This window comes from Dokdonia sp. PRO95 (assembly GCF_000355805.1).
Classification (GTDB): Bacteria; Bacteroidota; Bacteroidia; order Flavobacteriales; family Flavobacteriaceae; genus Dokdonia.
In genome coordinates this window covers 834,671-856,778 of record NZ_CM001837.1, presented here as the reverse complement: position 1 = coordinate 856,778, position 22,108 = coordinate 834,671, and the positions used below count along the sequence as shown (strand labels likewise).

At 38.0% G+C, this 22,108-nt stretch carries 17 protein-coding genes; 10 read left to right on the top strand and 7 right to left on the bottom strand.

Annotated features, from left to right (window positions below; genetic code table 11):
- The first annotated feature begins 4 nt into the window (after positions 1–4).
- Together clpP and clpX are read left to right on the top strand one after the other, a co-directional pair.
- The gene (clpP, locus tag D017_RS03680; RefSeq protein ID WP_013750316.1) at positions 5–679 is read left to right on the top strand and encodes an ATP-dependent Clp endopeptidase proteolytic subunit ClpP; all 675 of its coding nucleotides are present in this window, start codon (positions 5–7) and stop codon (positions 677–679) included.
- Between the two features lie 51 nt (positions 680–730).
- On the top strand, positions 731–1,963 hold the full coding sequence (clpX, locus tag D017_RS03675; RefSeq protein WP_035334709.1) for an ATP-dependent Clp protease ATP-binding subunit ClpX: 1,233 nt from the start codon (positions 731–733) through the stop codon (positions 1,961–1,963).
- A gap of 197 nt (positions 1,964–2,160) precedes the next feature.
- On the opposite strand, the gene D017_RS03670 is transcribed toward clpX, so the two are convergent.
- A complete protein-coding gene (locus tag D017_RS03670; RefSeq protein ID WP_035334708.1) occupies positions 2,161–3,672 on the bottom strand; it encodes a GH3 auxin-responsive promoter family protein in 1,512 nt (503 codons plus the stop codon).
- Between the two features lie 101 nt (positions 3,673–3,773).
- Between D017_RS03670 and D017_RS03665 the strand changes: the two genes are divergently transcribed.
- A complete protein-coding gene (locus D017_RS03665) occupies positions 3,774–4,571 on the top strand; it encodes a DUF2797 domain-containing protein (protein WP_035334707.1) in 798 nt (265 codons plus the stop codon).
- On the opposite strand, the gene D017_RS03660 is transcribed toward D017_RS03665, so the two are convergent.
- Positions 4,568–5,182 (bottom strand): LysE family transporter, encoded by a 615-nt coding sequence (locus D017_RS03660; RefSeq protein WP_035334705.1) that lies wholly within the window; start codon positions 5,180–5,182, stop codon positions 4,568–4,570. The genes D017_RS03665 and D017_RS03660 overlap by 4 nt on opposite strands.
- A gap of 49 nt (positions 5,183–5,231) precedes the next feature.
- Positions 5,232–5,864: a LysE family transporter gene (locus D017_RS03655; protein WP_035334703.1), complete on the bottom strand. Its 633-nt coding sequence runs from the start codon at positions 5,862–5,864 to the stop codon at positions 5,232–5,234.
- Positions 5,865–6,028: 164 nt separating this feature from the next.
- On the opposite strand from D017_RS03655, the gene der reads away from it, so the two are divergent.
- From der to D017_RS03635, 3 genes are all read left to right on the top strand, one after another.
- A complete protein-coding gene (gene der / locus D017_RS03650; protein ID WP_035334702.1) occupies positions 6,029–7,336 on the top strand; it encodes a ribosome biogenesis GTPase Der in 1,308 nt (435 codons plus the stop codon).
- Between the two features lie 431 nt (positions 7,337–7,767).
- The gene (locus D017_RS03640; RefSeq protein ID WP_035334701.1) at positions 7,768–10,548 is read left to right on the top strand and encodes an outer membrane beta-barrel protein; all 2,781 of its coding nucleotides are present in this window, start codon (positions 7,768–7,770) and stop codon (positions 10,546–10,548) included.
- Between the two features lie 82 nt (positions 10,549–10,630).
- On the top strand, positions 10,631–11,548 hold the full coding sequence (locus D017_RS03635) for a patatin-like phospholipase family protein (RefSeq protein WP_035334700.1): 918 nt from the start codon (positions 10,631–10,633) through the stop codon (positions 11,546–11,548).
- A 62-nt stretch (positions 11,549–11,610) separates the two neighbouring features.
- Here the strand turns inward: D017_RS03635 and D017_RS03630 are convergent, their stop codons facing one another.
- Both D017_RS03630 and D017_RS03625 read right to left on the bottom strand, forming a co-directional pair.
- A complete protein-coding gene (locus D017_RS03630) occupies positions 11,611–14,292 on the bottom strand; it encodes an AsmA-like C-terminal region-containing protein (RefSeq protein ID WP_035334699.1) in 2,682 nt (893 codons plus the stop codon).
- Between the two features lie 54 nt (positions 14,293–14,346).
- On the bottom strand, positions 14,347–15,060 hold the full coding sequence (locus tag D017_RS03625) for a queuosine precursor transporter (protein ID WP_035334698.1): 714 nt from the start codon (positions 15,058–15,060) through the stop codon (positions 14,347–14,349).
- A 96-nt stretch (positions 15,061–15,156) separates the two neighbouring features.
- On the opposite strand from D017_RS03625, the gene folK reads away from it, so the two are divergent.
- Positions 15,157–16,275, top strand: coding sequence for a 2-amino-4-hydroxy-6-hydroxymethyldihydropteridine diphosphokinase (gene folK / locus D017_RS03620; RefSeq protein ID WP_035334697.1), 1,119 nt, complete (start codon positions 15,157–15,159; stop codon positions 16,273–16,275).
- A gap of 15 nt (positions 16,276–16,290) precedes the next feature.
- Here the strand turns inward: folK and D017_RS03615 are convergent, their stop codons facing one another.
- Positions 16,291–17,709, bottom strand: coding sequence for a CotH kinase family protein (locus D017_RS03615; protein ID WP_160164954.1), 1,419 nt, complete (start codon positions 17,707–17,709; stop codon positions 16,291–16,293).
- 103 nt (positions 17,710–17,812) lie between these two features.
- Entirely contained in the window at positions 17,813–18,787 is a 975-nt protein-coding gene (locus tag D017_RS03610) for a polyprenyl synthetase family protein (RefSeq protein WP_035325748.1), read from the bottom strand.
- Between the two features lie 161 nt (positions 18,788–18,948).
- Here D017_RS03610 and D017_RS03605 point away from each other — a divergent pair, with 161 nt between their 5' ends.
- The 3 genes from D017_RS03605 to D017_RS03595 are packed head-to-tail and all read left to right on the top strand — an operon-like array spanning position 18,949 to position 22,108.
- Positions 18,949–19,554, top strand: coding sequence for a TetR/AcrR family transcriptional regulator (locus tag D017_RS03605; protein WP_035334696.1), 606 nt, complete (start codon positions 18,949–18,951; stop codon positions 19,552–19,554).
- A complete protein-coding gene (locus tag D017_RS03600) occupies positions 19,554–20,894 on the top strand; it encodes a TolC family protein (protein ID WP_035334695.1) in 1,341 nt (446 codons plus the stop codon). Before D017_RS03605 ends, D017_RS03600 begins: the two co-directional genes overlap by 1 nt.
- 47 nt (positions 20,895–20,941) lie before the next feature.
- Positions 20,942–22,108, top strand: coding sequence for an efflux RND transporter periplasmic adaptor subunit (locus tag D017_RS03595; RefSeq protein ID WP_035337927.1), 1,167 nt, complete (start codon positions 20,942–20,944; stop codon positions 22,106–22,108).

The window sequence follows — 22,108 nt, the reverse complement described above, 5'->3', positions numbered from 1 at the left end:
AAATATGGATTACGGAAAAGAATTTAAAGATTTTGCAATCAAAGATCAGGGTGTAAACTCTAATTATTACGATAAAATTATTACGAGCATGTTGCCACAAGGCCTTACTCCTAATATCATTGAAGAGCGCCAGATGAACATAGCTATCTTTGATGTATTCTCTCGTTTAATGATGGATCGCATCATTTTCTTAGGAACAGGGATTAATGACCAAGTCGCAAATATTGTACAAGCACAGCTACTATTTTTAGAGAGTACAGATGCAAATAAGGATATTCAGATCTACATTAACTCTCCTGGAGGAAGTGTATATGCGGGATTAGGTATTTATGATACGATGCAGTTTATCAAGCCAGACGTAGCTACTATCTGTACTGGTATGGCTGCCTCTATGGGAGCTGTATTGCTTTGTGCAGGAGCAAAAGGAAAGCGTAGTGGTTTGCCACATAGCCGTGTGATGATTCACCAGCCTATGGGTGGAGCACAAGGTCAAGCATCAGATATCGAGATTACGGCAAAAGAAATCTTGACACTCAAAAAAGAACTTTACGATATTATCGCAAAGCATTCTGGTCAAGACTATGATAAAGTATATAACGACAGTGATCGTGATTACTGGATGAAAGCAGATAAAGCGCTTGAGTACGGTATGATTGACGAAATTTTGAAGAGAGATTAATGAGATATACGCTTTCGCGAAAGCGTATAATATCTCACAACAGTAAATAAAATGGCAAAGGAAGATTTAGAATGTTCATTTTGTGGTAGAAAAAAGCCAGAGACTAGCTTACTAATTGCTGGGCTTGATGCACATATCTGTGATAGATGTATTGAGCAAGCACATGGTATTGTAATAGAAGAGTCTAAGGACGTTGCTACAAATGATCTTGAAGGAGAGCTTAAGTTAAGAAAGCCACAAGAAATTAAAGAGTTTCTTGATGGGTATGTTATAGGTCAAGAGTTTACAAAAAGAGTAATGTCTGTAGCGGTGTATAACCACTACAAACGATTATTGCAGCCTGCTACAGATGACGATATAGAGATCCAGAAGAGTAACATCGTGATGGTGGGACAAACAGGAACTGGTAAAACACTTATCGCAAAGACAATCGCTCGTATGCTTAATGTACCTCTTGCAATTGTAGATGCTACAGTACTTACAGAAGCAGGTTATGTAGGTGAGGATGTTGAAAGTATTTTGACACGTCTTCTACAAGCAGCCGACTATAATCTTGAAAAAGCACAGAGAGGAATCGTTTTTATAGATGAGATAGATAAGATTGCTCGTAAGAGTGACAATCCATCTATTACGCGTGATGTGAGTGGAGAAGGTGTGCAACAGGCGTTATTAAAGCTATTAGAAGGTACGGTTGTAAATGTGCCGCCTAAGGGAGGGCGTAAGCACCCAGATCAAAAGTTTATTGAGGTAAATACAGAGAATATCTTATTTATCGCAGGAGGAGCTTTTGACGGTATAGAACGCCATATTTCTAAGCGTCTTAACATGCAGGCCATGGGATTTGTGGCGAGCAAGAGTGAAGATGTAGTAGAAAAGGATAATATGCTTAAATATATTATTCCTAAAGACCTTAAGGATTTTGGTCTTATTCCAGAAATTATAGGTCGTCTGCCGGTTTTAACGCACATGAATCCGCTAGATGCAGGAACGTTGAGAGCTATCCTTACAGAGCCTAAAAATGCTATTATAAAGCAATATAAGAAGCTTTTTAGTATGGATGATATAGAGCTTACCATTACAGATGAAGCTTTGGATTATATGGTAGGTAAAGCTATCGAGTATAAACTTGGAGCAAGAGGACTGCGTAGTTTATGTGAAGCTATTCTTACGGATGCTATGTTTGATCTTCCTAGTTCTGACGAGAAATCGCTTAATGTAACTAAAACTTATGCAGAGAGTAAATTAAATAAATCTACTCTTAAAAAGCTCAAAGCGGCTTCATAGTAATGAGGTTACATAAATAGATTAAAAAGGTACTCTTATGAGTGCCTTTTTTTATGGTTTTGAGTGAGCGTTTTAGGTTTTAAAAGTAGAATGTATTGTGATGAGTACGCTTTCGCGAAAGCGTAAAAAACTACTAATTTCGCTTAGCAGTCGTGTTTTCCAACATAAAAACCTACTTAAAAATGCCGATTGCAATACTATTCAAGCTCAAGTAGTGCTTCTACAAAATCTCTTTTGTTTGATAATCTAGGGACTTTGTGCTGGCCGCCAAGTTTATTATTCTCTCTGAGCCAGTCATAAAATAGATTTTCTCTCGCGCTATGTATCGTGGGCGCGTTTAACGTAGTGTTATTGAAACGCTTTGCTTGATAATCACTGTTTACTTCTTGAAGCGCAAGATCCAATTTGTGATTAAAAAGTGCAATATCCTTAGGTGGGTTTTTAAACTCTATAATCCACTCATGTGCACCTTTTTCTTTCCCTTCCATGAATATAGGTGCGGCGGTATAGTCTTTTATTTCGGAACCTGTCTCTTTTGTCGCTTTTTTAAGTGCCTCTTCTGCATTCTCAATAATGAGCTCTTCTCCAAAAACGTTAATGTGATGTTTTGTTCTTCCTGTGACTTTAATTTTATAGGGACTCGTGCTCGTAAATCTCACAGTATCACCTATTTTATACCTCCATAGACCTGCATTTGTAGTAATAACAATCGCATAATTTACTCCTACTTCTACCTCTGTAAGCGGTATTACGTTTTGTCCAGGGGTACCATAGGTGGTCATCGGTATAAACTCATAAAAAATGCCATAATCAAGCATGAGTAGTAATTCCTTAGAGTCGTTCTGACCTTGTATTGCAAAAAAGCCTTCTGAGGCATTGTAAATCTCGTAATACTTAAAAGAATTAGACGGGATCAGCTTTTGATATTGCTCCATATAAGGATCAAAACTCACGCCGCCATGGAAGTAAACTTCAAGGTTAGGCCACACCTCAAGTAAATTTGATGCGCCAGTAGTTTCAAGAACATTATTTAATAAAACAAGCATCCAGGAAGGTACTCCAGAGAGGCTGGTTACATCTTGCTGGATAGTCTCGTCTACTATGGCTTGCATCTTGGTTTCCCAATCGCTTAGGAGTGAAACACCATTAGTAGGTGTACTGCTAAGCTCTGCCCAAAAAGGCATATTGTCAATTAATATAGCCGATAAATCACCATACACAGTTCCATTATCTTGGTATAATTGCTTGCTGCCGCCCAGTCTAAGACCTTTTCCTGAAAAGAGTTGTGACCCCTCATTATTATTAAGGTACATACAGAGTAAATCCTTACTTGCGGCATAGTGGCAGTTTTCCAGTGATTCTGGACTTACTGGGATGTACTTGCTACGAGCATTTGTAGTACCACTACTTTGTGCAAACCATTTTATAGGTGTAGGCCACATAATATTTGACTCTCCTTTACGGCTACGCTCTATATATTCCTGATTTTCCTCATAAGACGTGACTGGAATGCGATCTGCAAACTCACGATATGACTTGATAGATTTAAAGTCATAAGCTCTACCTATCTCGGTATCTCTTGCTTTGTCTATAAGCTTAATGCGCAATTCTTCTTGAACTTCAGAGGGGTACTTTATAAAAAGTTCCATCTGGTGAATGCGTTTTTTTAAGAACCAAGAAGCAATAGAATGCACTAAAGGGATAGCCATAAAGTTGGTATATTTACACGTATATAACGGAATAGGTTATTGCTTTCGCGAAAGCTAATTTAACCTTATTTCCCCACATTTTGTAATCAAAGTTTTCTTAAATGCAATACCAAGGTGTCCTTAGAAAAATGCAAACGGAGCACACAGATCCTATAAATTACTATTTAGTAATGGATGGTGACTTCATACAGATGAATCAACTCTTAGGAAAAAGGTTGCATCTAGAATTTGTAAGGTACGAATGTCTCGCTTGTGGCGAAAATAAAAAGATTTTCCGTCAAGGATATTGTTATGATGATTTTTACAAAGTACCACAAGCTGCCGATTGGATTATGAAACCTGAGCTTTCTAAAGCGCATTTAGGTGAAGAAGAGAGAGATCTAGAATACGAGAAAAAGGTGCAATTACAACCTCATATTGTATATCTAGCAAACTCAAGTAATGTAAAGGTAGGAGTGACACGTAAGACACAGGTGCCTACAAGGTGGATAGATCAAGGTGCCCATGAAGCAGTAGAGATTGTTGAAGTGCCTAATAGATACCTAGCTGGTATAACAGAACTAGCGCTTAAAGAACATGTTTCAGATAAAACGAACTGGCGCAAGATGCTCAAAAATGACATTGAAGATGTAAACCTCGCGGAATATCGTGATGAACTTAAAAAATATATACCAGAAGAGGCACAGCAGTATTTCATTCCTAGTAATGAGGAGACTCATATTCATTTTCCAGTAGATAAATATCCAGAAAAATTAAAAACGCTTAATCTAGACAAAACTCCGGCTTATGAAGGTGTTTTAAAAGGGATTAAAGGACAGTATCTTCTTTTTGAAGATGATACCGTATTTAACGTGCGTAGCTGGGAAGGGTATGTAGTACGCCTAGAAGTACTTTCTTAAATGAAAGTCAGCTTGATAACTTGCATGCAGGCCAAAATAATAAGTGTTACGCCTATATAGCGATTAATACTACTCTCTGAAGAAGATTTCTTTTTTTGAATATGAGAACCAAATCTACTGTAGCCATAGAGTGTTGCAACCTTTCCTATAAAGACACCACTAAGAAATAGTGCCAGCCATAACGTAGAGTCAGATGCGGTACTGGACAACCATTTTCCGAGTAAAGAAAAAACCAAAATCCAATACACTAGTACTGGCGGATTAATAATGCTTAGTGTGAATCCTAAAAGGTATTTAGATGATTTTTGTCTTTTACGTTTCGGGTAATCCTTTTTTTTAAGAATAAAGTAGAGCCCTGCCATAGCGAGAATTGTAGCGACTAAGTATTGTACCCAGAGATTCATTTCAAAAAAATCTTGTACAACCATACCAGAAGAAAATGCTATAAAGGCAAGTAGTACCTCTCCCAGTCCAGCACCATAACTTATCTTTAAAGATTCGTGTTGTGATTCATTTAGGGAGGTTTTGATTACAGCAAGATTTGATGCTCCCGGAGGAAGTGCCCCGAGAATGGTAGTAATAATGCCTATAAGTAATGCTGTAAAAATCATAATGACTTAGTGGAGTGCTTTTATAAAAGCTTACTAAATCGTTGATAAATTATTCAGCAATTACAAGTTTTATGGCTTGGATTACACCAGCAACTATAAGTACAAAGCCTATAATTTTGTTGAGCTTTCCTTTAAATTTTGCAAAGTTTGAAGTCATATACTCGCTAGCTCTTCCATAGAGGTAAAGAAGTCCAAATTTACCTGCAAAAACTCCAATTAAGAAAAATATAATAAGAAGCCACGGAGAGTTCTTGTCTAAAATAACATACCTAGAACTTATAGAGAATATCGCAGTCCAGTAAATGAACATTGGAATATTAAGTCCTCCTAGTAAGAGGCCATTAATGAAACGCTTAGGTCTGCTTGATGATTCACTATCGGTTTTTTTAGTCTTTTTTGAGAGAAAATAGATCCCTGCAGCTATCATGAGAACAATAAAAGTGATCTGTATCCACTCATGTTTTTCAAATAATCGTTTTGCAAGCACCCCAAAAGCAAGGGCAAGTCCTGCAATAAAGACCTCTCCAAGTGCAGCTCCATAAGCTAGGTGAAGTCCTTTAGTAAGTCCTTTGTCACTAGTGTATTTTACTACAGCAAGATTCGTCGCGCTAGGTGGTAGCGTGGCGATTATGGCTCCTATAAGTCCTATAAAAAGGGTAAGTATATATGCGATAATGATCATAGTAGTTGGTAAAGCTACGTTATAATCATATGGATAGACAAGAGTTTATCATATCCTTAGGATTTACGAAATTTACATCCCAAAATGTTGGTATAAAGAGAACAATCATTTAAATGCATAAGACTGTAGATTAACGCTATCTTTGCACACCTAAAAAATTTACAATGAGTACCATAGTAGCTATCGTAGGACGCCCTAATGTAGGGAAGTCTACCTTTTTTAACCGTCTAGTGCAACGTCGTGAGGCGATTGTAGATGCCGTAAGTGGAGTGACGCGTGATCGTCATTACGGAAAAACAGACTGGAACGGTCGCGAATTTACCGTTATCGACACAGGAGGATATGTAGTAGGAAGTGATGACGTTTTTGAAGCAGAGATAGACAAGCAAGTAGAGCTTGCCATAGATGAGGCAGATGCTATCATCTTTATGGTAGATGTAGAGCACGGTATCACTGGGATGGATGAAGAGGTTGCAACACTACTACGTAGATCAAAAAAACCTATTTTCCTTGCTGTAAATAAAGTAGATAATAATAAGCGTGCGGCAGATGCTGTAGAGTTTTATAACCTTGGATTAGGTGATTATTACACTATAGCTGCAACAAATGGAAGCGGAACAGGAGATTTACTTGATGCTGTTGTAGAGGCTCTTCCAGAACAAGTAGAAGAGGAAGATAAAGATGAATTGCCACGCTTTGCTGTGGTAGGTCGTCCTAACGCAGGAAAATCCTCTTTTATAAATGCATTAATAGGTGAGGAACGTTATATAGTAACAGATATCGCAGGGACTACTCGTGATGCGATGGACACAAAGTACAATCGCTTTGGGTTTGAGTTTAACCTTGTAGATACAGCTGGTATACGTCGTAAGGCTAAGGTAAAAGAAGATCTTGAGTTTTACTCGGTTATGAGATCCGTAAGAGCTATCGAGCACGCAGATGTTATTTTGCTCGTAGTTGATGCAACAAGAGGATTTGATGGTCAGGTGCAAAACATATTTTGGCTTGCAGAACGCAACAGAAAAGGAATAGTAATCTTAGTAAACAAGTGGGATCTTGTAGAAAAGAAGACTAATACAATGAAAGAATTTGAAAAGCACATAAGACAGCAAATAGAACCATTTACAGATGTGCCTATTGTATTTATCTCTGTACTTGAAAAGCAACGTATTTTTAAAGCAATTGAAACTGCTGTAAAAGTATATGAAAGCAAAACGAAGCGTATTAAAACAAGCGAACTTAATGAGTTCTTCTTGCCATTAGTAGAGGCATTTCCACCGCCAGCCATTAAAGGTAAATACGTGAAGATTAAGTACTGTATGCAACTTCCTACACCGCAACCACAATTTGCGTTGTTCTGTAATTTACCACAGTATCTCAAAGAAGGCTACAGAAGATTTTTAGAAAATAAACTTCGTGCAGCTTATGATTTCTCAGGAGTGCCTATTTCTATCTATTTTAGAAAAAAATAATTAGAAGTACACTTTCGTGAAAACGAAACAAACTAAAAAAGCTATCAGACATCTGATAGCTTTTTTAGTTTATTATAATCTGCAAACGGCTATTTGTAGCCATTAAAATGCTTTTTTGAACATTATCCCAATAACCCTAGAAGCCAAAAAATAATAAAGAAGATAATAATGGTGCTTATGCAGCCACCACCTAGTTTTTTTGCACCATAAGCGGCAATAAGTCCTTTAATGATTTTATTCATGATATTTGGTTTAAGGGTTAGTTGTACAAACATACGCTTCTCGTATTCTAGTATGAGTTAATAATCTGTTATGAGTTCAGGTTGAGTAGAAAATGACCTGTTAAATATTTATTAAAATTTAACTATCAGTATATCATTTGGAAGTAATCATTGTTTATTTGGTAAACATCAATCAATCAACCGTATATAATGCGAATCAATCAACTAGTACTCCTCGCGACAGGTCTATTCTTCTCTATTGCTCTGCAGGCGCAAAATTTTTCAATTACAGGAACTCTTAAAGACAAGGATTCAAAACAAACGCTGGAAGCAGCTACGGTATTCTTAGAGACCGTAAAAGACAGTACACTCATAACCTATACGATTACAAACCAAGAAGGATTATTTCAACTAGAAGGTCGCGCACAAGAGACTAATGCACGTGTAAATATCTCCTTTCTAGGTTATGAGAACTTCACGAAGAATGTAGATTTAAGTGCTGGAGATATTACGCTTGGTGATATAGAGGTAGCACCTTCAACAAATACTTTGGGCGAAGTCGTTGTAAAAAGTAGAGCTCCAGTAACTGTAAAAAAAGATACGCTAGAATTTAATGTTTCTTCTTTTAAGACTAAGAAAGATGCAAATATAGAAGACTTACTCAAGGAACTTCCAGGTGTTGAGGTAGACGAGAGTGGTAAGATCTTAGTAAATGGTAAAGAAGTAAATAAAATCTTAGTAAATGGTAAGCCATTCTTTGGCGATGACCCAACAATTGCCACGCGCAACCTTACTAAAGAAATAGTAGAAAAAATACAAGTAGTAGATACTAAGACAGATGATGAGGCCTTTGCTGGTGAAGATGGTGATCAAGAAAGTAAGACCATTAATCTTACCATCTCAGAAGAGAAGAATAAGGGAGTCTTCGGGAGAGTTGCTGCTGGTGGTGGGACAGATAATCGTTTTGAATATGCAGGTATTGTAAACGCCTTTGATAATGAGCGACGCATCAGTGTACTTGCAGGAGGAAATAATATTAATTCGGCTGGATTTAGTTTTGGAGAGATAAGAAAAATGTTTGGAGGAGGAAGAAGCGTCTACTTCAACGGCAACGGAAGTTTCGGTATTGACGGCAGAAGCTTTGGTGGCGGACAAGGAATTGTAAATAGCCGCAGTGTAGGAGCAAATTATACAGATGAGTATGCAAAAGGCTTTGATGCAAATATGGATTATTTTTACTCGGCAGCAAACTCTTTTGATGAGACTCGTGTAGAGCGAGAGAATATTCTTCCAGACAGAAGGTTTTTTACAAACAGCGATTCTCGCAATGATTCAAATTCAGATAATCATAGTATTAATACTACTATAAATATAAAGAAGGATTCTACGCTACTCATTAATATCAAGCCAAAATTTTCCTTTGCAAACAGTGAGACAAGCTTCAACCGTACAGAGGAATCACTTAATGAAGAAGGTGAGAGAATTAATGAATCGGCAACTAATAACTTCGTAACAGATCAAGGAAAGAATTTTGAAAACACCTTCAGTGTTACTAAGAAATGGGGTGATAAAGGAGCCTATGTAAGAGCTCGTGTTCAAAACGAAATCAATAGACAGGAGAGCGAAGATTTTATAGTTTCAAACACAGAGATATTTGGCGATAACCCATCAGAAATTAATCGTAATCAGTTTACAGATGGAGAAACTAAACTTGATGGTTACAACCTTAATCTTACGTATAGAGTTCCTCTAGTAGCCAAAAAGTTATTTCTTGATGTAGATTTTGGTCACCGTAGCGATAGTAGAAAACGCAAGAGAAATACCTTTGACTTTGATGAAGTAACGCAGCAGTATAGTATCCTCAATCAAGAACTAAGTACAGATTTTGAAGGTCGAAATTCACGCACAACGCCTAAACTGGGGCTTAATTTAGATGGAGAGAAACTCAATATTAACGTAAGTGCAGGATACGTATTTCGCACCCTAGAAAATAATGACAACTTGCGCCCAGAATTAGATATCAAGCAAAATTTTGAAGCATTAGAACTTGACACGTATATTAACTATAGGTTTAGCCCAAAAGCGTCTATGTATGCAAGTCTAGGTAAGAGTAACAGACCTCCAGAAGTAACACAACTTAATCCATTTGTAGATGTTTCAGACCCACTTAATATTGTAGAGGGTAATCCTAACCTAGCACCATCTAATGATTATAACTTTTATGGAGGATTCAATAATTATGACTTTCAAAAAGGAGGCGGATGGTATATTAATGGAAATGGAAGGTTTACAAACGATGCTATTGTACGTAAAACTACCATAGATGACAACCTAGTAAGTCGTACTACCTATGTAAATGTAAATGGCAATTATAGCATAGGAGCAGGAGGAGGTTATAATAAAAAAGTAAAAATAGACTCCTTACATAGTATAAAATATGGCGGAGGCATTTACACAAACTTTGGGCGTAATGTAAACTTTAATAATGAAGTGCAATACGCTAGTAAAACGAGATCTCTAACACCGCGTGTAAATTTTACATACACTTGGAAAAACCTGTTTGAAGTAAGACCTAGTTATAATATCTCTATTTCAAATACTCAGTTTGGTCTAGATGCTTTTGAAGATCAGGACTTTGTTTCTCATAATATTTCATTGGGAACGGCTTTGTTTGTTCCCAAAAACTGGGAGTGGCGCAACGATATTAATTATAATTACAACCCTAATATTGCATCAGATTTCCAGCGAAGTGCAGTTTTTTGGAACTCGACACTTGCTTATTCATTTGCAAAAGATCGCGCCACAGCAACCTTAAAAGTATATGATGTGCTAGATCAAAACACAAATGCAAGGCGTACGGCAAATGCAAACTTTATACAAGATGTACAGAGCACAGTTTTGGAGCAATACTTTATGCTTAGCCTTAGCTGGAAGTTCAATACGCTAGGTAAAAAGGGAGAAACAAATGACGGTGGGATGTTTTTCTTTTAACGCTTTCGCGAAAGCGTACCTCAACAAAACCCTCATTTCTTAATTAAAAACCTTATTTTTCTAAGCTCAAAGAGAACCCACAATGCGAGCATTAGTCATTTCAGGAGGAGGAAGTAAAGGCGCTTTTGGCGGCGGTGTTGCTCAGTACCTTATGCAAGAAATGGGAAAGGACTATGATATGCTTGTAGGCACCTCTACAGGAAGTCTATTAGTGCCTCATCTTGCTCTTCAAAATATCGAAAAGATAAAAGAGGTATACACCTCTGTAAATCAAAATGCTATTTTTAATGTTTGTCCTTTTGTAATTAAAAAAGACAAATGGGGTGAGCAAACTATTGCTATTGATCACTGGAGCGTACTGCGCAATTTTTTAAAAGGCTCTAAAACCTTTGGGGAAAGTAAGAAGCTACGCAAGCTTATAGAAAAAACCTTTACGCGTGAAAATTATGAACAGCTACAGGCTAGTGGTAAAGAAGTACTAGTCACAGTTTCTAATCTCTCACTTCATAAAACGGAATATAAATCCAGTAAGGAAGAGACCTACGAAGATTTTTGTGACTGGGTATGGATGTCGTGCAATTATATCCCTTTTATGAGTCTTGCGTCAAAAAATGGATGCGAGTATGCAGATGGAGGTTTTGGCGCGCTTGTGCCTATTAAAGAAGCTGTAGAGCGTGGCGCAACAGAGATAGATGTAATCATATTAGAAACAGAAGTTACTTATTATAACAATCTCCCTTCTACTAACGTGTTCTCCCTGTTGAGCAATCTACACGGCTTTATGATGGACCGAATCGAAAAGCAAAATATCACCATAGGTAAATATGCAGCCAATCAAAAAGAGGCGATAATTAACTTCTATTATACACCTACAGTGCTCACTACAAATTCGCTCATTTTTAATAAAGAAAAAATGAAAATCTGGTGGAAGAGTGGTTTCGACTATGCCAAGTATAAAAACGAAGAGCTCAACGAGATTAAGGTAGATGATGAGGGGTAGTATCCCGCTTTCGCGAAAGCGGAATATATATACACCACATCATAACTTGAGTTACTACTTCATTAATTAACCGTATCCTTCACTGTTTCTTTTGTTGTTTTCTTTTTCCCAAAGAGACCACCTAATATTCCCGTGGCAACATCTTTAATGGCATCTTCGGCTTTTGGGGTTGTGGTGGTGTTTTGAGGAGTCTGTGTGTCAGTCGTTGTGCTATCTGTCGCAGTAGTGTTTGGTGTTGTTTTGTTTCCACCTAAAAGACCTCCTAATACATCAGTAAGTTTATCTTCCACTTTGTCTTTTGCGCGTTGCTTTTGGATCTCTATAATCTGGTTAGTAAGCGCTGTTGTAGCTGCTTTTAAGTTAAGGTCTACCTTAGGCGCAGTAAAATTTCCCGAAAGGGAAACAGGAACGTCTATATGGATGTTCTCTTTTTCGGCATCTGTAAGTTTTGAGAGTAATCCGCTCACGTCTCCGCCTAGATATTTTGCAGGGAGATCAAGGTTGAGGGTGTAGTTCATCTCATTTGTAAAGCTATGTCCACCGCTTACTTGTACATTAATTCCTTTTATGTTAAAATCAAAAGGCTTTACAGCCACCTGACCATCATTAAATGTAAGGCTTGTTTTGAGCTTGTCTAGTTTCAGGTCGTCAAGATTTATAAAATCAAGTTTTTGCGATAGGAGATTAAGAAGCGGCATTTTATCTGCATCTACATCTGCGGTCAAAATCTCTGCAAAGGCATCTCCAGAAATGGTGCTAAGTATAGGGCTGAAGTTGTCATCCAGCTGTCCCTGCAATTGTATTTTGGTATTGAGCGCGCCTTGTAGTGCCTTTGCAATAGGAGCAAGTCCTTGCAGCATCTCTAGTTCCTTAAATGAGCGGTCTATGTCTATACTGCTCAAGTCTACAGTCATATTAAAAGTAGGAGCACCATCACGTGTGGTGACAGATCCAGAGAGTCCTGCCGCACCGCCAAAGATGCCAGAGTTAAGATTGCTTAATGATGCCTGCTCATTTGCAATGGTCACGCTACCCTTTGTATTACTAAGTTCTAGCCCATCATAAATTACCTTTGCGGCATTAAAGTTTACAGAGGCATCTAGAAAATCTGGAATTTGTACAGCGGTATCACTCTCGCCTGTACTGGCTGGTGAAGTGCCTGTTGTAGTTGCTGTGCTGGTTGCAAAATCATCTAGATTAAACACCTTTGAGGTCACGTCAAAACGCCCTTTTAAATCTTCCTTAGACATTACAAAAGGGATGAGGTTTTCTATAGATCCCGTTGCATTTATGTCTGAAGTTCCACTTGTTGCGGCAAATGAGTTAAGTGCAATATTACCGGTTTTAAAACTCACATCTGCATTTTGTATAGCAATGGGATTAGGCAGTTCTGGAGTGCTATAAGTGAAGTCACTAAGTGTAGCATTACCAGAGCTTTTTATATTTTGATACTGTTGCTTCTCGACAGCGTTCATATCAAAACTCGTCACCACATCTGCAACCAGTCTACCTTGAAGCGGCTGGTCTAGGTTAAGAGGATACACCTTGTCAATGTTACCTAAGTCTAGCGCACCATCTAGGTCAAGATTAACAAGCATATTACCCATCAAGTTTTTAAGTGTTCCCTTTGCCGTAAAGGTGTCCTGGTCAATCTTAAAACGTAAGTCGTTTATCTCGATATAAGTAAGTTCTGTAATGCCAGTATCATTTTTAATCTTTACATCTATATTGATGTTGTTCATTCTTTTAGGGAGATCAGGATACTTAAAAGAAGCATTGTTAGACACAATCTCAATATCAAGATTTGGGATGTTAGTCTCCGTTGTTTTCCCTTTTATAATTCCGCTTACGCGAAAATCGCCACTCGTTTCCACCCCATCGAGATTTGCTCTATATTCTTTAGGGATTAGAGCTAGAAAGTTCTTGAAATCTGATGAAGGCGTTTTGAACGATAAGTCCATAAGATTACCATCTTCTAGAAGCTCTATGAAACCATTAAACTCTAGTGGGAGTTCGTTTATTTTGGCTAGGTTTTCCTTAAAAGTATATTTCTGTTTTTCTAGCTCCATTTGGATTACAGCCTCGAGGTCTAGGTCGTGCCCGTCTAAGTAATGTGTGCCGCCATAATCAAAAGATACTACAGCGTGGGTCTTTGTATCAAGTTCACTCTCAATAGCCGAAAAATCTCCAGAACCAGTATGGTTTACCTCTGTAAGTTCTAAGTGGGTTTGTGTAGAGCGATCGTCATAAATTATTTTTGAGTCTACGAGGCTGTACTCTTGTAAGTTAAAAACAAAAGGTTCTGAGCTCTCCTCAGTAGTAGTCTCTGTAGTCGGTGTCTCTTTTACAATATCATAATTTGCATTACCTAAGGAGTCTACTTGCACGTGTACGTTTGCTTCTAGAAGTGATAGTGCCTCTATAGCAATAGGCTCATCTGCAGTATTCTTAAAGAGTTGGGTAACGCCCATCTCAATGCGTATTTCTTTACCACTAGCAAGTGTGTCACCAGCAAATGGTGCGTTGTTTATTACCGTAAATTCATTTACAATAACCGTAGCATCAGGAAAGCTCCTAAAGAGGCTTAAATCCAGAGAAGACCATTCTACTTGAGCGTTGAGGTTATTGTTTATGGTTTCCTTGAGGAGGTCTTCTAGTTTTCCTCTAAACAAAAATGGAGAAGCAGCCAGCACGATAACAAGTACAAGAACTACTATGCCTATAATTTTAAATATCTTTTTCATTTGTTGTTTTCTAATGTTGTCTTTTACTATCTGCCTTAGTGTGAATATACTTGTTTATATAGGGAGCTTAATTTCTTCTCCTTCTTCAAGGTTAAAACGTTTCTTAAATAACCATACACCTAGATAAAGGAACGGTGTGTCGAATGCCGCTACGAGAATTTTAAATAAGAATCCACCTAATAATAGTCCGCCGAATAAATTCCATTCTATTAGTCCAAAAGCGCACAAGAGCAAAAGCACACTTGCCGTATCTATAAATTGTGATAAAAAGGTGGAGAAGTTATTTCTGAGCCAGAGGTGTTTGCCCTTGGTTACTCGTTTCCAAAAATGATAAATGTGTATATCAACATATTGCGCAAGTAAGTATGCCATCATACTTGCAAAAACCGCCAGCGCCGTAGCGCCAAATACGGTGGTAAAGAGACTATCACTTACAGGCGACCAGCTAGTAGCAGGAACTACTTTTGCCACATAAACGATGAGTAACGAAAATAGAGAAGCAAAAATGCCAGCAGTGACCATCTGGTTTGCTTTTTTTCTTCCGTAAATCTCACTTACAATATCGGTAATAAGAAAGGTGATAGGGTAAGGAAGTATCCCTACAGAAATCTCAAAAGTATAAATGCCAAAAAAGTCCCAGCTAAAGAATTTTTGAAATATAAGGTTAGATACCACCAGGGCACATATAAAAAGAGCACCTAGTGTAAAATAGATGCGATAGGCTAGTTGTAAGTCCTTTGAATTTAAGTGACTAGAGATTTGATTCATTTTCTTAATAACTTCAATTTCAAAATTAGGGCATTGTGATTTTGATTTCCTTAATTTGTTGTGAAATCTTAAGCCCAACTTAGAACAGCTATCTCATTGCATACTATATACTTATCATTAGGCAGTAATCAAGGTAATACGTACGAGGCACTCAATAATGCAATTCAATTGCTTTTTGAGCGTGTAGGTCGTGTGCGCAAAATCTCACCAGTGTATCAAAGCCCAGCTTGGGGTTTTGAGGGAGCAGATTTTCATAACTGTGCTGTAAAGATGGAAACATCACTATCTGCAAGTAAGCTCTTAGATGCAACGCAAGCTATAGAAAAGTTATTAGGTAGAGATAAAACAGAAGGAGAAGGATATCAATCACGATATATCGATATAGACATATTACTATATGACGATGTTGTTAAGCAAACAGAGCGGTTAACCATACCGCACGAGCATATGCTCAAGCGTCGTTTTGTATTGCAGCCGCTCGTAGATATAAGTGCAGAAGATGTAGCTCCTGTTTTTAATAAGTCTTTTACAGAGCTGCTAGAAAACTGTGAAGATGATAGCACATTAACAAAGCAAGCAAAGTGGCTCAAGAAGCCACAAGACAGTATAGATCTAGGTGGTTACAATTATATAGCGATAGAAGGTAATATAGGCGCTGGTAAAACAAGTCTCGCTACAATGATCTCTGAGGAGTTTAATGCAAAGCTCATTTTAGAGCGATTTAAAGACAATGCATTTTTACCTAAATTTTACAAAGACCCAGATAGGTTTGCCTTCCCTCTAGAAATGTCTTTTCTAGCAGATCGCTATCAGCAATTGCTTGATGATATTGGTCAGTTTGATTTGTTTAAAGACTTTATGTGTGCAGATTATGACAGGTATAAATCGCTCATCTTTGCACAAGTTACATTACAAGAAGAAGAGTATGTGCTGTACAAGCGTCTCCACGAGATGATGTATAAAGATATGCCACAACCAGACTTGTATGTGTATTTATATCAAAACACGGAGCGTTTGCTTAAAAATATAAAGAAGCGTGGCCGTAGTTATGAGAAAAGTATTGCTCCAGAGTACCTAGAAAAAATCAATCAAGGGTATCTAGATTTTATAAAGGGACAGCATAATCTTAATGTAAAGATTATAGACATCTCAGATCTTGATTTTGTTAAAAACCGTGAAGACTTTTTGAAGGTGATTAACTCTTTTACTGCTTAGTTTTACAATCGCTTGTTATTTTAAATCACTAATGTATTTGTCCAAAAAGGCAAGTCGCTTTTTTGTCCATTCTTGCATATACGTAATGCCTTCTTCTTCAAAAATAAACGTGTCCCATACGAGCGCTTCTCTCTCGTATACTTGCTGCTCTTTTAGTAGCTTATAGGTATGCATTTGTTTTTTGAGCAACTGCTCTTCGCTTAAAACTCCTTGTCGTAAGGTGAGCCATCGCGCTTGAAAACGTGCAATAAAATCATCTGCATCTGTGGCGATAAGCCTTCTTAATAGTCCGTTGCTTAAAAAGTCGTTTGTGGTATTAATACGCTTTCCGCTGTAGATGGTGCCTAGTGTTCCGTCCAGATCCCAAGGAGCATAAAAATAGGGCGCTCCTGCATCATAACGTATTAGGTAGAGGTTTTTTCCTAGATTATCTGGTGCTCGTAGGGCATTTATATATAAGAAGTAGTCTATAGCATTATCAAGTACAAATTGTTTTGATATCGCTTTCGCGAAAGCGTCATCATCACTATTAACCACAAAGTTTGTAAAAGGATATACATTGTCCCAAGGCGCGTTAGTAGGCGATGGGTACTTTATGTCATAACCACCCCAACTGGCTAAAAAATTCTTTGCAGGAGGTATAGAGTCAAAGGAACTGGCACCTAGGTAGCGTGCCCCTTGAAAGATCTCACCGCGCACGGTATCACCCTTGTTTTTCTTTATTTTAACTAGCTTGCGATCTACCTGCTCCTGAAGTAAGAAAAGACCTTTGTAGCGACCATTTAAAAACACCTCACTATAAGCGGCCGTTGCACCAGCCTTTGCCTTAGGTTCTTCATCTAGATAATGTGGTGTGTAGATATCATTCCAGAGATTAAGTGAGATAAAAGAGCGCATACGTAAGGGCTCGTTATAAAGTCCATCCAGAATCCAGTCATCATCAGAGCGCATTCCGGCTAGCTTGTAGTCTTGGTTTTCAAAACCTAGACTGTCTTTGTAAAAGTTGAGGTCATAGGTTTTCTTCTTAAAAACAAGCGAACTACTACCTCGTAGCTCAATACCGGCATAACTTGTAAATGTGATTTCCTCATCTGCATACCCAATGCGACTCATACGTTTAGGCTCATTTACAATTTCTTGCGAGGCGTTTATAGTAATAAGCGGTAGGGATGTTATGTAAGCTTTATAGGTGTTGTTATTAAGCTTGAGGGTATGAGTTGTGCTGTAAATAGAGTCTGTGCTATGTAGGGTAAGCGTGTATGAATTATTACCCAGTGAGAAAACCTCTGTTTGTGATAGCTTTCTATTTTCTGGTATTTGTATGACGGCAATCTGTAACGAGTCATCTATAGCAAGTTGCTCACTATGCCAGGTAGTTTGAGCACAGCTAGAGAGGCTTACTGCGGCTAATAAAATAAATAGAAAGTACTTCACGAGTAACATTGATTAGTTCTCGTAAATTTAAGCAAACGGAGTGCCATAATAAACTCTTAGTTAAAAGTTTACGTGGGGACTGCTTGTAAAAGGTGTGTGCTCGCTAGTATGTGCGCTTCATAAGCCCTTGCCCAAAAAGCCTAAGCGTTTCCTTTTTATCTTCTGATATGTCTACATTATCAAGTGCGGTAAACGCCTTTTGAGTATACTTAGCTATTTCTTCTTCGGTTGCTTTTGCGGCTCCTGAGTCGAGAAATTGTTGCTTTACCGTCTCTATTTTATCTGTAGGATCTGCCGGTGAGATAGAGAAAAAGTGCTCTAGCTGTTGTGCATCATCCTTGTTAGAATTTGCAAGTGCAGTGAGGTATAAAAATGTTTTTTTGTTTTCTATAATATCACCACCTACTTGCTTTCCAAAACTCTCTGGATCGCCAAAGGCATCTAAATAATCATCTTGTAGTTGAAAAGCCAGTCCAAGATCACGGCCGTAGTTATAAATACCTTCTTGACAACTCTTTGATGCGCCAGCTACAATAGCTCCCATTTTAAGTGCAGCACCTACGAGAACAGCGGTTTTATACTCAATCATCTTCATATATTCTGGGATGGTCACATCGTCACGCGTCTCAAAATCTACATCATACTGTTGTCCCTCACAAACCTCTATTGCTGTTTTTGAAAACAGTTTTGCCAGCTCCTTAAAGGTGGCTCCCTCATAATTTTCAAAAAGCTGGTATGCACGTATAAGCATTGCATCACCAGAAAGAATACCTGTATTAATATCCCACTTCTCGTGCACCGTTTCTTCCCCGCGTCTCAAGGGTGCATCATCCATAATATCATCGTGCACTAGAGAGAAGTTATGAAAAATCTCTACTGCCAGCGCTGCATCTAGTGCATCTTTATAGTCTTTTTCAAAAAGCTCACACGCCATAAGTGTAAGTACTGGACGCAATCTTTTACCACCTAGTTGTAAGATGTAATTAATAGGCTCATAAAGATTTTTAGGTTCCTTCTCTAGCGCGTGCTTGTTGAGATATTCTAAAAATATAGATGTGTATTCTGGTATGCTGTGCATAAATGGCAATTTTTTGTAAAAATAAGTGATAAAAGGAGATTATGCCCTATTACGCTTTCGCGAAAGCGCACAGTAAAAACTTACAGTTGTTAAATTTTAACTAAAGTTAACGGAAACTTTAAAAACTTAAAAAGTTTCCTGCGTATCTTCGCGCCTTGACTATGAAAGAACAATTATTAAAAACCGCCACCGAACTATTTTTAAATCAAGGATTTAAGAGCATTACTATGGATGATATTGCCCGTGAGATGGGAATGTCTAAAAAGACGGTGTACAGTTATTATGCTAATAAGGAGGCTATTGTCTCTGCCTGCGCACTTGATATGTTTAATTCTGTCTGTGGGGGTATAGATGGGATACTTGATGAAGAATTAAATCCTATTGAAGAGTTATACGACATAAAGAAATATGTACTTGAGCATATAAACGGAGAGCGTACTTCTTCTATGTATCAACTTCAAAAATATTACCCTAAGATACACCAGACCCTTAGAAAGAGTCAGTACGACTATATGCAGAGCTGTGTGACTAGAAATGTGCTTAGAGGTATAGAGCAAGGACTTTTTATTAGTGAAATAAGTGTGCCGTTTGTGGTAAACATTTACTTCACCGGTATGACGGGTATTAAAGATGAGACGATTTTCCCTAGATCTGCTTTTCCTGTAGGAGACTTACACGATATGTATCTAGAGTATCACATACGCGGTATTGTAACCCCTAAGGGTAGAAAAATTTTAAATAAACTTATTAAATCTAACCATAACTAATGATACAGAGATTATATATAGCTGTAATGCTTCTTGCTAGTGTAGGTGTGACCGCACAGACTAGAAGCTTTACTGTAGAAGAGGCTGTGACTTTTGCTCTAGATAGCAACTACACAGCAATAAATAGCCGTCGTGATATCGCAAAGGCAATAAAGCAAAAGTGGGAGACCACAGCGACTGGGTTGCCACAAGTAAGTGCTAGTCTAGATTATAATTATCAAATCAAGCAGCCTACACAGCTTATACCAGCCGAGTTTACTGGAGGAGAGCCTGGTACTTTTATACCTGTAGTTTTTGGAACACAGCAAAATGCTACTGCCACCGCTACATTGAGTCAGCTCATTTTTGATGGTTCATACCTTGTAGGGCTACAAGCTGCAAAGACCTTTCTAGACTATTCTAAAAATGCAAATGAAAAAACACAACTTGAAGTACGCAAAGGAGTCATAAACGCTTACGGCGGTGTGCTACTTGCTCAAGAAAGTGTAGCAATTTTAGATCGAAACATTGCAAACCTTGAAGATAATCTTAAGGAAACAAAACTCATTTTTGAAAATGGTTTTGCAGAAGAGGAAGATGTAGAGCAGTTACAAATCACTTATTTGTCGCTTCAAAATCAGCGAGCAAATGCAAAGCGTATGGTGGTGATTGCAAAGCAAATGTTTAACCTCGCAATAGGTGTAGGGGTAGATGAGGAGACGATTCTTAAAGATAGCCTAGAGTCACTTGCTGTACCAGCACTAGGATTACTTAATGATACGGTAAACATTGAGCAAAATGTAGACTATAAGATTGTAAATAATCTTAATGAGCAAAGAGCACTAGAGCTTAAGCTAGAAAAGAGCAAGGCCTTACCTACACTAGGAGCGTTTATAAACGTAGGAACCTTTGCAGGGCGTAACGAGTTTAACTTTTTTGATAGTGATGAGAAGTGGTTTGCACAGTCTATTACTGGGTTCCAGCTTAACATTCCTATTTTTAGTTCTGGTATGCGTAATGCAAGAACAGCGCAGGCAGAGATTGCGCTAGATCAAGCAGCAACACAAAGAGAGGAGACAGAGCAACAGATAAAACTTGCTTATGCATCTGCAAAAAGTGATCACGAGCTTGCGATAGATAACTACAACACTGCGCTGAAGAATATCAAACTTGCAGAGCGCATTGAAAATAAAAACCAAGTAAAGTTTAGAGAAGGGCTTAGTACGAGTTTTGATTTAAGACAAGCACAAACACAGCTTTACCAAGTGCAGCAAGAATTAATACAGGCAATGCTACAAATTGTAACCACAAAAGCAGAGCTTGAGACTATTCTTAATGTGCCTAACTATACAAACAACTAGTTTTTAAAAAGAGAATCCAAATAGTACCAATCAGTAATATTACAATGATGAAAAAATATATCACACTTGCCATCTTAAGTATCGCGCTAGCTTCTTGCGGTGGAGACAGTAACGGAAAATCTGTAGAGGCCCTTCTAGAGTCTGGATCTGTAGAGGAGTTACAGGCAAAACAAAAAGCACTTAAGGAAGAGATCACGGCTACTAATGATCAACTAGCACAATTAGAAAAGGTGCTAGAAGAAAAGAATCCTAGAGAGAAAAAAGAGGTTCTTATTACCACAATGACGGTAAAAGACACCTTGTTTAATCACTTTATAGAGGTGCAAGGTAATGTAGAGACTAAGCAAAATGTACTTATCTACCCAGAGTATCAAGGTACCTTATCTCGTGTGGTTGTAAAAGAAGGACAGCGCGTGCGTAAAGGGCAAACACTGGCTCGTATAGATGACGGTGGTCTAAGCAGTCAAGTAGCACAAATGGAATCTCAACTAGCACTTGCAAAAACTACTTTTGAGCGCCAGCAACGTCTTTGGGATCAAAAAATAGGGTCAGAAATACAATACCTACAGGCAAAAACACAATATGAGTCATCACAAAATATGGTGAGCCAGATTAGAAGTCAGCTGGGTAAAACAACGGTTACAGCTCCATTTTCAGGAGTAATTGATGAGGTGATTACAGACCAAGGTACAGTGGTTGCTCCAGGTATGGCATTATTCAGAATCGTAAATCTTGATAATATGTATGTAGCAGCAGAGATTCCAGAAAGCTACCTGCCTACAGTAACTGCTGGTAAAAAGGTAAAAGTAGAGTTTCCAGTACTAGGAGAGTCTGTAGAGACTACCGTGCGCCAGACGGGTAATTATATCAAACCATCAAACAGAAGTTTTGCGATAGAAGTAGATGTTCCTAATAAAGATGGAAAGGTAAAACCTAATCTTACAGCGAGACTTTCTATCAACGACTATACGGCAGAAAGTGCAATTTTAATCCCTCTCAATGTGATTAATGAAAATGCAGCTGGTGAGCAATTTGTGTATACCGCTTTCGCGAAAGCGGACGAAATGGTAGCACAGCAAAAAATCATCACCACAGGTAAATCACAAGGACCTAACATAGAAGTACTATCTGGTCTAGAAGTGGGAGATAAAATCATTGTAGAAGGTGCGAGATCTGTAAAAGATAACCAGCCAGTAAAAATCTTAACATACTAA